Raw genomic sequence first — 14599 nt, 5'->3', positions numbered from 1 at the left:
GTATCCCATTTTTCGCAAACGGGGGAGACACAAGAAGCCGCGGCTATTGAGGCATTTCTTCCAGAGTGACCCGTAGCGGGAGGGCCCCTTTGGCCTTCATTACGGGATCTGGGCCGCGCGAGATCACTTGTTCACGCTTCAATTCGGCACCTTCCAGGGTTCCGCTCCAGACAAGGCTGCGACCTCGTACGTGGGCTTCCTGGGTCAGAAAGAAGCATTTCTCCAATTCGTAACCAAAGACCTTGCGCAAGGTCTCGATAACGAATTCAAACGTGTTGATGTCGTCGTTATGCAGGATGACACCGTAAGGTGGCTGGCGTCGGGGTTTGTTCTCGACGATCGACTCAGGGGTGGCGACGACCGTATCTTCGCTGCTCATGGTTCTTTAAAAAAATGCTGCCCGGGGAAATTACAGGTTTCGGCGATATCTACCGTTGTAATGACCAATTCGGCGGATGCCAAAGGAAAACAGTCCACGGCTTTCCGCGAAAAGACACAAAAAAAGGGCCGGCAGGTTCGCTTTGCGAAAATGCCAAGCCCTTTTCGTCCTCAGCCGCAATCGAATTCAAGTGCGCTGCCACTCCGGCGGATGGGAATCATCACGCAGAAGCGGCGCGTTTGAGCGCGTTTATTGCCTGGTGGCGCTGACCATCCGACGAGCGGATTGTTCCACCTGGCTGGGTTTTCTCGAATCGAGCCGGGCCACATGCTCACCCGCATTGCGGCCCCAGGCGGCTCGGATGTTTAGTCGTTCGGGATCATCGAGTCGTCGATGACCTGCAGCAACTTCGAGATGCACAGCTTGTTCATGCTGGTACGTCGCGAGTGAGCTTCCACGCGAAGGGCTTCGTGCAGGCTCTTTGGCAGACGCACGGTGATCACGCGGGTTGGCTCCTTCGATTCGTTCTGAACGTTGGTGCGTTCACGGAGCTTGACGATCATCAGCTGGATTTCGCCGTACTCTTCGGACTGCTCGAACTTGGTGAACTCTTCTGGTTGTGGGAACAGGCGATGAACGACCCCTTCGACACCCAGGATTTCACGGAAGTAGGTAACCCAATCCGGTACGCCACGGAAGAAGTCACGAGCGATACGAACGCATTCGGCCTTCTTCTCGTCGAAGGTCGCGGTTGGGGCGACGTTCAGTGCTGGGCCGGCAGGAGCAGCTGGTTGAACCGGTGCTTGTGGCGTGCCGGTGAAGGTCGGACGCGAGGTAGCGTAGACGCTTTCGCTGGCTGCTGTCTGCTGCGAGTGATACTGCGGCTGGCTGTGCTGCTGGGGTGGGAAGGTAGTGTTTGGGTAAACCGGACGAGTGGTTGGCTGCGACTGTGGGTACGAGTTGCCTGGATTGTATTGGGACATGTGCGAGGCTCCTTCCTGGAAACGACTGAGGACTTTGGACACCGTCGTGGCTGTGTTCGCCACGCGATGTGTAACGGTATGCCAGAATCCTGTGTTTCAAGTCAAGAGCAGCGTAGAAGTGACTGCAATGCAAGCACTTACGACCGACAGCATTGCATGCACAAACTGAATGCAGTGACGCGACTTTTTTGGGCAGAGGTGGTCGTGCTTAAGATTTAAGCAGAGGCAAAAGTCGCACCAAGGAAGATGTCCTTCGGAGGCCTGCTAATTTTTCCCAAAATAGTTCTAAATAGTTCCCCGGAGCGGGTTTTCTCGGGAGATTCGCGCAAAAGAAAACCCCGCCGCGTGTTCGCGGCGGGGTTTGTTTCGTGAGAACCATGGTTCTGAGGGGATTTGTTACCTCTGGAGGCCATATGGTTCTTCGGTCCTCGCTCGGTCTCTCTTCCTTGGAAGAGGGGAGGACGCTAGGCTCGGAGCCTAGCCTGCTAGCTTCTCGGCGCACTTTTCCAGGAGCTTGCGAGTCAGGATGATCCCTTCGATCTCGCCAGGATTGCCTCCTTCCCATTCGACGCCAACATAGCCGTGATAGCCATGCTTGTTGACGACGATGTCCATCATCTTGAAGTAGTCGGTGTTGGTCTCCAGGCCTTCATCGTTGAATGCGTGCGACTTGGCGCTGACGGCCTTGGCAAACGGCATCAGCTCGTCGACCCCTTTGTAGCGGTCATACATTTCGTCTTTGCTGACGCGGAAGTTGCCGAAGTCAGGCAGCGTGCCGCAATTGTCCATGTTGACCGTCTTCATGACGGAGGAGAGCCATTCGCCATTGGACGACAGTCCGCCGTGGTTTTCGACGATCACGTTCAGGCCCAGGTCCTTGGCGTATTTGCTCAGTTCCGAAAGGCCGTCGGCTGCCAGCTTGATCTGTTCTTCGTAGCTACCACCGCTTTGGGCATTCACGCGGATCGAGTGGCCACCGAGTATCTTGGCGGCATCTGCCCATTTGTAGTGATTTTCGACGGCTTTCTTGCGTTTGGCTTTGTCTGGGTCCCCTAGGGCTCCTTCGCCGTCGACCATGATCAGCAGTTGCTTGACGCCGTGGTCGTCTGCTCGCTTGTTCATTTCGGCCAGGTACTTTTCGTCCTTGGCTTTGTCCTTGAAGAACTGGTTGACGTATTCAATCGCTTCGATGCCGCATTCTTCCTTGGCGGTCTTGGCGAAGTCGAGGTTATCGAGCTTGCCGCTACGGATCGTGCGATGCAGCGACCATTGGGCGAGCGAGATCTTAAACGGGGCTTTCTTGTCCGCATCGGCTGCGAGAAGATGTGGGCCGAGGGTCAATGCGGCGCCGGTGGCAGCCATCGATTGCAGGAATTGGCGTCGACCGAATTGCCGTTGCATGGGTGTCTTCCTCAGAAGGTGGTGGATTAATGGTGAACTTTTGGCAAGGTTAAACCTCTAGTGTAGTTTAGAAGACGGAGCATATCGCGACTACTTGCCCGGGAAAAACGGGCGAAAATAGCTGGTCCCATGTCAGGAAATCTTGCCATTAGGGGGTGTGAATGCACCTTCGCTACGGCAACGGGGCTGGTTAGAATTACGGAAGAGGCTGCTGGCCATGTTTCGGCAGCCGCGAGAGGTACCCGTGTGGCCGACCAGTTCCCTGCGTCGGTTTCGGTCAAGGAAAGGAAAAGCAGGCACCGCTTGTGACAGAACGAGATCGTAAACAGAGCGTCGCTCAGGAAAATGCCATTCTGGTTAAGCTGTTGGATCCATCGATTCAATATTCCGACGATCCGCTGGAAGAATTGGATGGATTGGCGACCACGGCCGGAACGACCGTGGTTGGCAAGCTGACTCAGCGACGCGAAAAGCCGGATCCGGGGACCTATCTAGGTAAAGGGAAGATCGAAGAGTTGTCTCTGTGCGCCGAAGCTTCAGAAGCCGACGTCATTATCTTCGATAACGAGCTTTCGCCGGGGCAGACTCGCAATTTAGAGCGGGAAACCAAGCGGAAGGTGATTGATCGTACTGAGCTTATTCTCGATATCTTTGCCACCCATGCCCAAACGCTCGAATCGCGCCTGGCGGTCGAGTTGGCTCAGCTTGAGTATTCGCTTCCTCGCTTGAAGCGGATGTGGTCCCACTTGGACCGTATCAAGATGGGGGTCGGGATGCGTGGTCCTGGTGAAAAGCAGTTGGAAGTTGACCGCCGGTTGGTTGAGAAACGTATTCGCGATTTGAAGGATGACTTGGAGAAAGTGGCCAAGCGTCGCGAGCGCGAAGTGGCCGCGCGGAAAGAGTCAATGACGATCAGTCTGGTGGGCTATACCAATGCCGGTAAAAGCACGCTGATGAACGCGTTGACTTCGGCCCAGGTACTGTCGGCTGACATGTTATTTGCCACGCTCGATACACGAACCCGGCGTTGGCGATTGCCGCACTGGGGGCCAGTTCTGCTGAGTGATACGGTTGGTTTCATTCGCGACTTGCCGCACCGTCTGATCGCTTCGTTTAAGGCCACCTTGGAAGAAGCTAATCAGGCCGATCTTTTGCTGCACGTAGCCGATGCCAGTAACCCCGAAGTCGAGCAGCAAATCGCCGCGGTTTACGATGTTCTGGAGGAGATTGGGATCGAGCAAAAGAGCACCCTGCTGGTGCTGAATAAAGTCGATCGGATCGAGGATCCTCGGCGATTAGAGCAGCTTCTGATTCGCTTTCCGTATGCGGTTTCGGTCAGTGCCGTATCGCGGGAAGGGCTCGATAAGCTGGCGATCGCCGTGAGTGATGCGCTCAGTAAATCGTTCTCGGATGTCGAGATTGAAGCGGCTGTCGATAACGGCAAACTGGTGGCCTACCTGGCCAAGAACGGCGAGATCGTTTCCAAGCGATATGGGAACGAAAAGTTATTCGTGCACTGCCGTATTCCGACCGCCCATTTGGGACGTATCGAGAACCAGAATCCGGATGCCGTGATTCGCCCCTATCAGTACACTTCCGACCCGGAAGAGTCAGGTGCCGTGGGGGATGTCGCCTGATGCGGCGGAAGCTGGATGGCCTGCGGATTCTTATCACCGGCGCGTCTTCAGGGATCGGCCGCGCCATGGCGATCTTGGCAGCAGAGGCCGGGGCCAAGTTGCTGCTGACTGCCCGCCGTGAGGATCGCTTGGACGAGCTTTTAGAGGTTGTGCACGCCAAGGGGGCGGATGCCAAATATGTGGTTGGCGACGTTACCGATCCAGCCATTCGTCAGAAACTTTTCGAGAAGGCTCAGCACGATTATCAAGGGCTCGATGTGCTGGTGAACAATGCCGGCGTGGGGGCATATGGCAGCTTCGCGGATGCTTCGCCGGAACGTCTGCGGCAGCTGATGGAAGTCAATTTCTTTGCCCCGGTTGAGTTGACTCGGCTCTTTCTGCCGATGCTCGAAAAGGGGAGGACGCCGGCCATTTGTAATATCTCTTCGGTCCTCGCCCATCGAGCCGTTCCAGGGAAGAGCGAATATTGTGCTAGCAAGTTTGCATTGCACGGTTTTAGTGATGCGTTGCGAGCGGAATTGTCGAGTAAAGGGATAGACGTAATTTTGGTCAGTCCCAGTACGACCAGCAGCGAGTTTTCCTCTGCGGTGATCGAGAAAAAAGGGAAGGCTCCGGCAGTCGGGAAGTTCGCCAGAACTCCACACAATATTGCCGTTGCGGCCTTGCGTGCGATTCGCACCGGGAAGCACGAGGTCATTCCCAGTAAAACGGGCTACGCGATGGTTCTTTTGGATCGCTTGTGGCCGTCTCTAGCGGATTGGGCCGTTGCCAGATTTGGTTAGTTTTGGCCAATCAAAACTGCGACACGATTTTGATTAACCAAAAAGCCTGTTCGGCTCGGTAATTCTCGAATGGGGCAGCACCTGATTTGCCCTATGAATGTACGGCCTGTTGGCCTATTTTCTGTGGTCAGTTGGGAGCGAACTATCAGATGCCTGGCGACGTAAGGATTCCATGTCTTCAACTCACCCTGTCACGGTGATGTTCCTACTTCTTTTCGCGGATCGCCAGGGGTCCGAAATAGTTGTCAGAAACCTTAAGATTAGTTATGCTGAACGCTTGATCGGTGTCATTCTTTTCGAAGCATAATCATGACCATTAGTGTGTCGTGTGTAGTTTCTTGAAGTGTGTTCTTGATCGCCCACCTTTCCCGCCGCCTATCCAACTCTTTTTCAAGACAAAGGCTGAAGCCATGACGATTCGCAAGACTCGCCGCGAGTTTCTCGAAGATTCCATGTTTGCCGCCGCAGCTGCTGCTGCGTTTGCCGCTCCAACTTCGTTGATCGCAGCCGAAAAGCAGAGCAAGAGCCCCAACGAAAAACTGCACGTCGCCGTCGTCGGTTTGAATGGCCGCGGTAATGCCCACATCGGTGGATACACCAACCGAGACGACGTGATTATTACGCACCTGTGCGATGTCGACTCGAAGTTCCACGAGAGCAAGGTCGAAGGGGTTGCTAAGCGTCAGGATGGTCACAAGCCGAAGTTTGAAACCGACCTGCGTAAGATCCTCGACGATCCTTCGGTCGATATCGTTTCGATCGCGACGCCGAACCACCTGCACTCGCTGCAAGCCATTTGGGCGCTACAGGCCGGTAAGGACGTTTACGTTGAGAAGCCAGTGAGCCACAACGTGAGCGAAGGTCGCCGCGTGGTGGAAGCCGCTCGCAAGTATGAACGCATCTGCCAGGCTGGTACCCAAAGCCGATCGAACCCAGGCATGATCGAAGCGATTGAGTTCGTTCATAGCGGCAAGATCGGCGACGTGAAGGTTGCCCGTGGTCTGTGCTACAAGCCCCGCAAGAGCATCGGTCCCAAGGGCAACTACGAACCACCGCAAACGGTTGATTACAACCTGTGGCTCGGCCCAGCTCAGATGCAGCCGGTAACGCGTCCACAGTTCCACTACGATTGGCACTGGCAGATGCCCTTTGGCAACGGTGACCTCGGCAACCAGGGGATCCACCAGATGGACCTGGCTCGCTGGGGCTTGAACGCCAACGAGCTGAGCAACGCCGTCATCAGCTACGGTGGTCGTTTCGGTTACGAAGATGCCGGCGACACGCCGAACACGCAGGTCGTGGTGCACGACTACGGCGATCGCTCGCTCGTGTTCGAGGTCCGTGGCCTGGTTTACGACAAGAAGCTGAAGGAAAGCAGTGTCAGCTACAAGGGCTCGAAGATCGGCGTGATCTTTGAAGGTACCGATGGCTACCTCGTGATGACCACCTACCATTCCGGTTCGGCCTTCGATAAGGATGGCAACAAGATCCGTGACTTCAATGGCGGTGGGGACCAGAACCACTACAACAACTTCATCGAAGCAGTTCGCAGCCGAGAAGTTGACCACCTCAACGGCGACATCCTGGAAGGTCATCTTTCCAGCGCTCTGTGCCACACCGGGCTGATCTCGTACCAGATGGGTGAACAGGTTTCGCCGGCAGAGTGTCTGGAACGAATGGAAGCGATCAAGACGACTGAAAACGTTCGTGCGACCATGGAACGTGTTCAGGATCACCTTCGCGACAATGGCGTGAACATTGATAGCGAAGGGGTCACGCTCGGCCCAATGCTGGCCTTCGATCCGAAGACTGAAAAGTTCATCGGCAACGAAAAGGCCGATCAATACCTCAGCCGCGAATGCCGCAAGGGCTTTGAAATTCCAGCTGAAGGCAAGGTCTAACGGATCGAGTCAGTTCGATACTCTAAAACGCCAAGCCAAGTGCTTGGCGTTTTTCTTTTCTTGTCCTCTGTGGCATAGTCATTAATGCCGGGCGTTTGGGTACTATGTTGCGGGTACCAGGCTCGCCGCTCTCCCCCAAAGGGCGCAGGGACAGGATATAATGGTGCCATGAATCCCTCGACCATTACTCCGCCGTTTCGCATCCTTTACGAGAAAGGCCCGTGCATTTGTGTGCAGAAGCAGGCCGGGCTGCTGACGCAAGCGCCTCCGGGGATCAATAACCTGGAGACGCAGCTGCGCGACTTCATCAAGCAGCGTGAAGAAAAGACAGGCAACATCTACCTGGCGATTATCCACCGACTCGATCGACCAGTCTCGGGAGCAATCGTCTTTTGCCGTAACGTCCGAGCGGCCCAGCGTCTGGCGGCTCAGTTTCGCGAGCGAACCGTTCATAAGACATACTGGGCAATCGTAGAAGGCCATCTCGACAGCAGGGCAGGGGAATGGACTGACTACGTCCGCAAGATACCTGATGTGGCAAAGGGAGAGATCGTCGAGGCTTCGGCCGAAGGGGCAAAGTCAGCTAGTCTCTCGTATCGCGTACTTGCCCAGTCCGATGCTCATAGCCTGCTGGAAATCGAACTGGGGACGGGGCGTTATCATCAAATTCGCCTGCAATGTTCGGCGCGAGGTTTTCCAGTTCTCGGGGACATGCTCTACGGAGCATCGGAATCGTTCGGACCGAAGGTTGAGGACACGCGGCATCAGCATATTGCGTTGCATGCCCGGCGGCTTCAATTTCGCCATCCGATGGTGGACGAGCAGGTCGACATTACTGCGCCGCTTTCCGCTGCCTGGGAAGAGTCGAGCATTTGGCAGCAATTGAAGCAGCAGTTGGCTGGGGAGGTCACGTCATGAGGCGTCGCTATCGCGCAGGTTGGGTTTTCACGATGTGTGGTGCTCCGATTCAGGATGCCACCGTAACGGTCGAAGACAGCCAGATCGTCAGCATCGAAGAAACAGGCATCTGGCACGACGCCATCGACCTGAGCCAATGGGCCATCATGCCCGCTCTAATCAATGCACATACGCACCTCGAATTCAGCAATTTGAAACATCCCTTGGGAACGCAGGGCATGACCTTTCCGCAGTGGATCACGGAGGTGATTCGCTATCGGCAAGGTTTCGGCGAAAACCTGGCCATTGAGAAGGCGCAGGCTATTCGTAGCGGGCTAAAGCAATGTGCCGAACTGGGAGTCGGGGTCGTGGGTGAGATCGCGACGCTTCCCTTGATCGAAGCCGCCTACGATCGGCCCGATGTGCAGGTCGTTTCGCTCTTAGAGATGCTTGGGCTCGATCGGGATCGCGAACAGGAACGGTTAGTTCAAGCTCGCGAGCATGCGATCTACCCTTGGTCGAATGAGAACGTGACCCCGGGGCTCAGTCCTCATGCACCTTATTCAGCCGGCATGGGTATGATCCAGCAGTGTGTCCAGCTATCGCGGAAGCATCAATTGCCACTGGCGATGCACCTGGCGGAATCGCTCGAGGAGCTGGAACTGCTTGAGCAAGGGACCGGACCGTTCCGCGGGATGCTCGAGAATATGGGGCTATTTCAAGAGAGAGACTTCCCCGGTGGAAGGAAGCCAGCGGACTATATTAAGCTTCTGGCCCCTGCGTACCGAGCGATGGTCGTGCATGGGAACTATCTTGCTGAGCCGGATATTGCGTTACTCAGGCAGTACAAAGAGACGATGAGTGTCTGTTATTGTCCACGCACCCATGCCTATTTCCATCATGATCGCCACCCGCTGGAAACGCTACTGGCCGATGGCATTCGCGTGGTGCTGGGGACCGACTCGCGGGCCTCTTCGCCCGATCTCGACATCTGGGCGGAAGTCCAGCACGTGCGTCAAACGTTTCCGGATATCCCGGACGAGCAACTGTTGCCGATGGTGACACGCGATGCGGCAATCGCGCTGGGCGTGGAAGACTCGTTCGGGACGATCGATGCTGGGCAGAAAGCGATGGTATCGGCATTCCACATCGGTGCCGATTGTTCGGACGTCCTCGCTGCAATGCTGGGAGGACGTCCTCGATTGTGGAATTTGGGAGTTGGTTTAACGCAACTCGACCTTGCCACTGCCTGAGGTGACTTTGCCGATCTCGAAGACGTCGCAGCCTCCTTCGGCCAACATTTTCTGCACGCTGGCGGCGTAGTAGCTGCTGGCGATCACGACCAGGCCAATGCCCATGTTGAAGACGCGAGCCATTTCGGCGTCTTCGATTTCACCCAGTTGTTGAATCCACGGGAAGACCGGTAGGTCGGGCCAACTTCCCTTTTTGATCTCGACGTCGACATTCTTGGGCAGAATACGCTCCAGGTTTTCCTGTAAGCCACCGCCAGTGATATGGGCGATGCCATGCACGACGTTCTTGATTTTGTAATGGGAAAGAACGTTACGAACCGGTTGGACGTAAATCTTGGTCGGCGTCAGCAAGGTTTCGCCGATCGTTGCTCCGAGTGCTTCGATGTGATCGTCCAGGCTGAGACCAGCGATATCAAAGACAACCTTCCGAACCAGGCTGAACCCGTTGGAATGGACGCCGCTGGAAGAGATCCCTAGGACCACGTCTCCTTCGGCGATCGCCTTGCCGTCGATCAGGTGCTTGCGGTCGGCGACGCCAACGCAGAAGCCAGCCATGTCGTAGTCGCCCACCTTATAAAGGTCGGGCATGATGGCCGTTTCGCCCCCAATCAGGGCGCAGTCGCTGTCGACGCAGCCATTGGTGATGCCGGTGACCAGTTGCTCCAGCAATTCCGGATCGTCTTTCCCCATCGCGATATAGTCGAGGAAAAACAGTGGTTCGGCACCACAGCAGATCGCATCGTTAACGCACATGGCGACCAGGTCGATACCGACGGTATCGTGCTTGCCGCTATCGATGGCCAGCTTGATCTTCGTGCCTACACCATCGGTGCAGGAAATGAGGACCGGGTCTTCGTACTTCCGAGCAAACAGGGCGTTGTCGAAGTCGAGCTTGAAAAGCCCTGCGAAACCGCCGTCTAACTGCATTACCCGCGGCGAGAACGTCCGCTTTACCAACCGGGGAAGACGGGACATCGATTCTGCGTAAACGTCTAGGTCGACGCCGGCATCTTTGTAGGTGGCTTTTGCCATTATGATTGTCAATCGAAACGGGGGTTTAGCATCCAGAAACGACGATTTTCGACCCCACTGCCAGGATTGTCAACGCACCCGCTTTCTCGTCCCCTCGCCCCTATGGGGAGACGGTTAGGGTGAGGGGCGAAATTGGTACAAGCTTCCCTACCCATACCCTTAGGTAGTACGAAGGGCTCTCGTGTGAAAGATTTCCGGAAATTCTTTGCCGAGGAGGTATGCCAAGGATTTGGGCATTATTTGCTCGGCGACTAGCATCTAGAGAGGGGGCCGTGTTCAACTGGGGCTTACTGAATGATTAAAATAGACCGGCAAAATCGGTGAAATGGGAAGAATAATCATAGGCGGCTCCGATTTCCCTTTCCCATTGGCCCGAACATTGCGGTTAACGCGGACAATCCGGGGAGACTGATTGCCGACGCATTCTTAGTCATCCCAGATGACGCCGTCGGCAGGTTGAACTCCTTCGAATCAGTAAACTCTACGCAGGACCTACGCCTTAGCCCTAAGCTATTATTTCGCCAGATGATGCATCACGTGTTTTGAAGAAAAAAAATTGGTTTTAGGAGGGGCGTCTTCTCCGGTCTGCTGCGAATTGGGTGGTAGTGTTTCAGCACTATCATTCAATCGAGGTCTTAGGAGGTTAGATCGGACAGTCGCCTATGCTTATGGTTCATCCGCATCCGGAGCTGCAATTTAGTCACGTGCTTCCTTATGGAGCCATCCTGCACGAACGCGGCGTACGGTTTGTTGTATTCAGCCGATCCGCCACGGCGATGCGACTATTGCTTTACAAAAACGTCGATGATCGCGAACCAAGCGAAATCATTGACTTCGATCGCGAGACCGATCGATGGGGAGATATCTGGAGTATCTTTATTCCAGGCCTGTCGGCTGGTCAGCTCTATCACTTTCAAGCCGAAGGGCCGTACAACCCCGACGAAGGCATGCTCTTCGACGGTCGTGCCCGGCTGATCGACCCTTACGCCAAAGCGCTGGCTGGAACCTTCCAGTCGGCTGACGACGGTATCATCCGTCCGCCCAAGTGCGTGGTGGTCGACGAAAGCTTCAACTGGGAAGGGGACCGCCACCTGAAGCGGGACCTCAGTGAATCGATCATCTACGAGATGCACGTCAAAGGGTTCACCGCGCACGAATCGAGCGGCGTGGAGCACCCAGGCACGTATCGTGGCGTGATCGAGAAGATCCCGTATCTCAAGTCCTTGGGGGTGACCGCGGTCGAGCTGATGCCGATCCACGAGTTCCCCATCATGGACATGATGACCGGGAAGACGCCGACCCGCGGCAACTATTGGGGTTACGACTCCATGGCTTTCTTCGCGCCACATCGTGGGTACGCGGCAAGCAAGACGCCAGGCGGTCAGGTTCGTGAATTCAAGGAAATGGTCAAGGCCCTCCACCAGGCCGGCATCGAGGTCATCCTCGACGTTGTTTACAACCATACCTGCGAAGGGAACGAGAAGGGGCCGATCCTCAGCTTCAAGGGGCTCGAGAATCAGGTCTATTACATGCTGGCCAACGGCGGTCGCGAGTATAAGAACTACTCTGGCTGCGGTAATACGGTCAACGGTAATCACCCGATCGTTCGTGAGATGATCTTTAACAGCCTGCGTCACTGGGTGCACAACTACCACGTCGACGGCTTCCGTTTCGATCTCGCATCGATTCTCAGCCGCGATCGACAAGGTAACCTCGTGGCCAACCCGCCGCTGGTCGAAGCGATTGCTGAAGACCCGATGCTGGCCGATACCAAGATCATTGCCGAAGCTTGGGACGCCGCCGGTGCTTACCAGGTTGGATCGTTCGCCAACTTGCGTTGGGCGGAATGGAACGGCCGGTACCGCGACGACATCCGCAGCTTTTGGAAGGGGGAACCTCACAAGCTCGGGGCGCTTGCCACCCGTCTGGCTGGTTCCAGCGACCTATACCAGGCCGGCGGCCGTCAGCCGTACCACAGCATTAATTTCATCACCTCGCACGATGGCTTCCCAATGAACGACCTTGTGTCGTACAACCACAAGCACAACGAAGCGAATGGTGAAGGCAACCGCGACGGCGACAACCACAACCTGAGTTACAACTATGGTGTGGAAGGTCCGACCAAGCGAACGAGCATCGAGAAGCTTCGCCGTCAGCAGATCAAGAATATGTTCTGCACTCTGCTGATGTCACAAGGCGTGCCGATGATTCTGATGGGTGACGAAGTTCGTCGTACGCAGCACGGTAACAACAATGCCTACTGCCAAGACAACGAAATCTCGTGGCTCGACTGGTCGCTGGTTAAGAAGAACGACGAGATGCGTCGCTTCGTCCGCGCATTGGTCGCATTCCGTCGTGATCAGCCTACCGTGCGTCAAAAGCACTTCCTGGGTGGATTCCCGACGGGTCGTCGAGGATTGTATGACGTCAACTGGTACAACAACCTGGGTACCGCTGTCGATTGGGATAGCGGCGACTCAATGCTGACCTGCTTGTTCGCAGCACCGCAAAAGGACAACGACCCAGAGAACATTGGTCGCGATGTCCTGCTTCTGATGAACGGAAGTGCTTCGCCACAGCAGTTCATCCTGCCACCAGTGGCGAAGGGAACTAGCTGGCGAATGTTTGTCGACACGGCAGCCACTTCGCCAAGCGACGTCTACCCAGACCTCAACGGCCCGCGTCCGCCAGCAGCCGGCAAGTTTGTCATGCCGGAACGTAGCGTGCGGATTTACGTGGCTTCGCGATAAGTTCGCGGAGAACTACAAGACGATCGAAACAGGCGGCCTGGAAACGGGTCGCCTGTTTTATTTTGAAGAGGCTTGGGAAAGCGTGCGCTGGCTGAAGACGGTTCTGGCTTCGAGCAATTCGAGAGAAGATCTGTAGCGTCACGGTGGCCTACACGACCATTCCTACAGTTCTTATTTCAGGCATTCTGCTATTTGTTGGCCATGAGAGCTGTTTAAGGTCCACCTGTCTTAATGGATAGGCTGAAGTTGAGGTGCCGCTCTCCTGTTCGGACTGAGCTTTGCAGACCTGCTGAAAAGGTCATTTGGTTGCCAAGTAACTCAAAGTCGCTATGTCCCGCGATTCCGATATTAGCTTCTCCTTGCGGTAGAAACTCACTGTAGATAGATGTTGAATCAAAAATAGGTATATCAACCTTCTTTGTGAGTTCCAGTCGACCTTTTCCTCCGACTCGTGCCTTCGTACGCCATGTCGCATCCGATGCTATAAGATTTACGTCTGACTTTAGGGTCAAGTCCTTTGCTAAATTCCAATGGGTTCCTAGTGACCAATCTACCTTCCAGGTACCTTTGGATGGCTGCCACTCCAAGCCATGGTTCTTGATCTGAAAATCGCCCACATGATAGACATTGGAGAAAGCACCGTCATAGACCGCTTGCGGCAGCATTGCCAAGGTGTCGTTGCCTGTTCGCTGGGCCAAGTCGACCGTTCCTGCCAAAATCGCACCACTAAACAGGACGGAAGCTACCGGTACCATTAGGAACATATCGCCGTTATCCCATAGCTGTACCGTTTCGCTGCAAAACGTGTTTATGAATTCGGAAGCAGCGTCCTTGAGTTGTTGTCCCGCTTGGGTTCTCATCAACGCTTTGCCGCCTTGGGTTTTGATGACTTCTTTAGCCGACCGCTTTTTGCCAGGCGTGAATGTATGTTTCCCTGCAGACTTATTGGAAACGTTCAGCGAGGCGTTGTAAGTTAAATACTGCCGACTGTAATCGTCCCAAATATCCGTCCAGAGCTTTTTTTGTAAGAGAGCCTGGACGATGATGTTCTTATTATGGATTCGCCAGTCACGGATTCCGTTTGCATATTTTAAGGTGTAGTCTTTGCCGTCGATCGGATGCTTGTAGTGTTTCTCTCCGTAGTTAATGGTGATTGGGATATGAAAGGTCGTGGGGTCAGCAACAAAACGAAATAGAAAGGCATCTAAGCTCTTCTTAACATTCACGCCAGCTTCGTTGAGCTTGTTTGAAGCATCGTTACCCGCTTTGCCGTTTTGTTTCGGGCTCGTGGGACTTTCGTTCGGCCGAGTTTGTCGTAGCCCTCGCGATCGAAGCTGCTTTTTGTCGTCAAATCCTGACATAACGGCGACCTTGACCTCAGTCTAATAGTGGAATTCAGATGGGGAAGCTAATCGGATTCGTATCACTGAAGACAGGGGCTTGTTTTCCAATTACATAACCCGACTTATTGATCAATGATTGTCGATGGGTAGTTTACTCAACTTGGTATGTCTGTGGCGAGTCTAAGATTTGTGAAAAGGCATGATTTTGATTAGCAACTTTCTCTGTGATCTTTTGACTTAA

11 protein-coding genes are annotated in these 14599 nt (G+C 54.7%); 6 read left to right on the top strand and 5 right to left on the bottom strand.

The genetic code is table 11. The annotated features are described in order from the left end of the window. Positions 1 to 43: 43 nt before the first annotated feature. The 3 genes from C5Y96_RS18795 to C5Y96_RS18780 all read right to left on the bottom strand — a co-directional run bounded on the left by C5Y96_RS18795 (position 44) and on the right by C5Y96_RS18780 (position 2763). A complete protein-coding gene (locus C5Y96_RS18795; protein ID WP_105356486.1) occupies positions 44 to 379 on the bottom strand; it encodes an ATP-dependent Clp protease adaptor ClpS in 336 nt (111 codons plus the stop codon). A gap of 365 nt (positions 380 to 744) precedes the next feature. Then, the gene (locus tag C5Y96_RS18785) at positions 745 to 1362 is read right to left on the bottom strand and encodes a toxin-antitoxin system HicB family antitoxin (RefSeq protein ID WP_105356482.1); all 618 of its coding nucleotides are present in this window, start codon (positions 1360 to 1362) and stop codon (positions 745 to 747) included. A gap of 477 nt (positions 1363 to 1839) precedes the next feature. Next, positions 1840 to 2763 (bottom strand): TIM barrel protein, encoded by a 924-nt coding sequence (locus C5Y96_RS18780; protein ID WP_105356480.1) that lies wholly within the window; start codon positions 2761 to 2763, stop codon positions 1840 to 1842. Between the two features lie 305 nt (positions 2764 to 3068). Between C5Y96_RS18780 and hflX the strand changes: the two genes are divergently transcribed. The 5 genes from hflX to C5Y96_RS18750 all read left to right on the top strand — a co-directional run bounded on the left by hflX (position 3069) and on the right by C5Y96_RS18750 (position 9233). Then, positions 3069 to 4400 (top strand): GTPase HflX, encoded by a 1332-nt coding sequence (gene hflX / locus C5Y96_RS18775; RefSeq protein WP_105356478.1) that lies wholly within the window; start codon positions 3069 to 3071, stop codon positions 4398 to 4400. Then, the gene (locus C5Y96_RS18770) at positions 4400 to 5182 is read left to right on the top strand and encodes an SDR family NAD(P)-dependent oxidoreductase (RefSeq protein WP_105356476.1); all 783 of its coding nucleotides are present in this window, start codon (positions 4400 to 4402) and stop codon (positions 5180 to 5182) included. Before hflX ends, C5Y96_RS18770 begins: the two co-directional genes overlap by 1 nt. 410 nt (positions 5183 to 5592) lie before the next feature. Next, positions 5593 to 7083, top strand: coding sequence for a Gfo/Idh/MocA family protein (locus C5Y96_RS18760; RefSeq protein WP_105356472.1), 1491 nt, complete (start codon positions 5593 to 5595; stop codon positions 7081 to 7083). Between the two features lie 168 nt (positions 7084 to 7251). After that, entirely contained in the window at positions 7252 to 8001 is a 750-nt protein-coding gene (locus C5Y96_RS18755) for an RluA family pseudouridine synthase (protein ID WP_158261316.1), read from the top strand. Next, positions 7998 to 9233 (top strand): amidohydrolase family protein, encoded by a 1236-nt coding sequence (locus C5Y96_RS18750; RefSeq protein WP_105356468.1) that lies wholly within the window; start codon positions 7998 to 8000, stop codon positions 9231 to 9233. The genes C5Y96_RS18755 and C5Y96_RS18750 overlap by 4 nt, the downstream gene beginning before the upstream one ends. Here C5Y96_RS18750 and purM read toward each other — a convergent pair. Next, a complete protein-coding gene (purM, locus tag C5Y96_RS18745) occupies positions 9204 to 10265 on the bottom strand; it encodes a phosphoribosylformylglycinamidine cyclo-ligase (RefSeq protein WP_105356467.1) in 1062 nt (353 codons plus the stop codon). The two genes, C5Y96_RS18750 and purM, sit on opposite strands and share 30 nt — an antisense overlap. Before the next feature lie 662 nt (positions 10266 to 10927). Between purM and glgX the strand changes: the two genes are divergently transcribed. Beyond that, positions 10928 to 13015 carry a glycogen debranching protein GlgX gene (gene glgX / locus C5Y96_RS18740; protein ID WP_105356465.1) on the top strand — a complete coding sequence of 696 codons (2088 nt, stop codon included), beginning with the start codon at positions 10928 to 10930 and terminating at the stop codon, positions 13013 to 13015. A 212-nt stretch (positions 13016 to 13227) separates the two neighbouring features. Here the strand turns inward: glgX and C5Y96_RS18735 are convergent, their stop codons facing one another. Next, a complete protein-coding gene (locus C5Y96_RS18735; RefSeq protein WP_105356463.1) occupies positions 13228 to 14376 on the bottom strand; it encodes a hypothetical protein in 1149 nt (382 codons plus the stop codon). Positions 14377 to 14599 lie beyond the last annotated feature (223 nt).

The organism is Blastopirellula marina, from assembly GCF_002967715.1.
Lineage (GTDB): Bacteria > Planctomycetota > Planctomycetia > Pirellulales > Pirellulaceae > Bremerella > Bremerella marina_B.
Note: the sequence above shows the minus strand (reverse complement) of the source record. Positions and strands in the feature narration are given on the sequence as shown.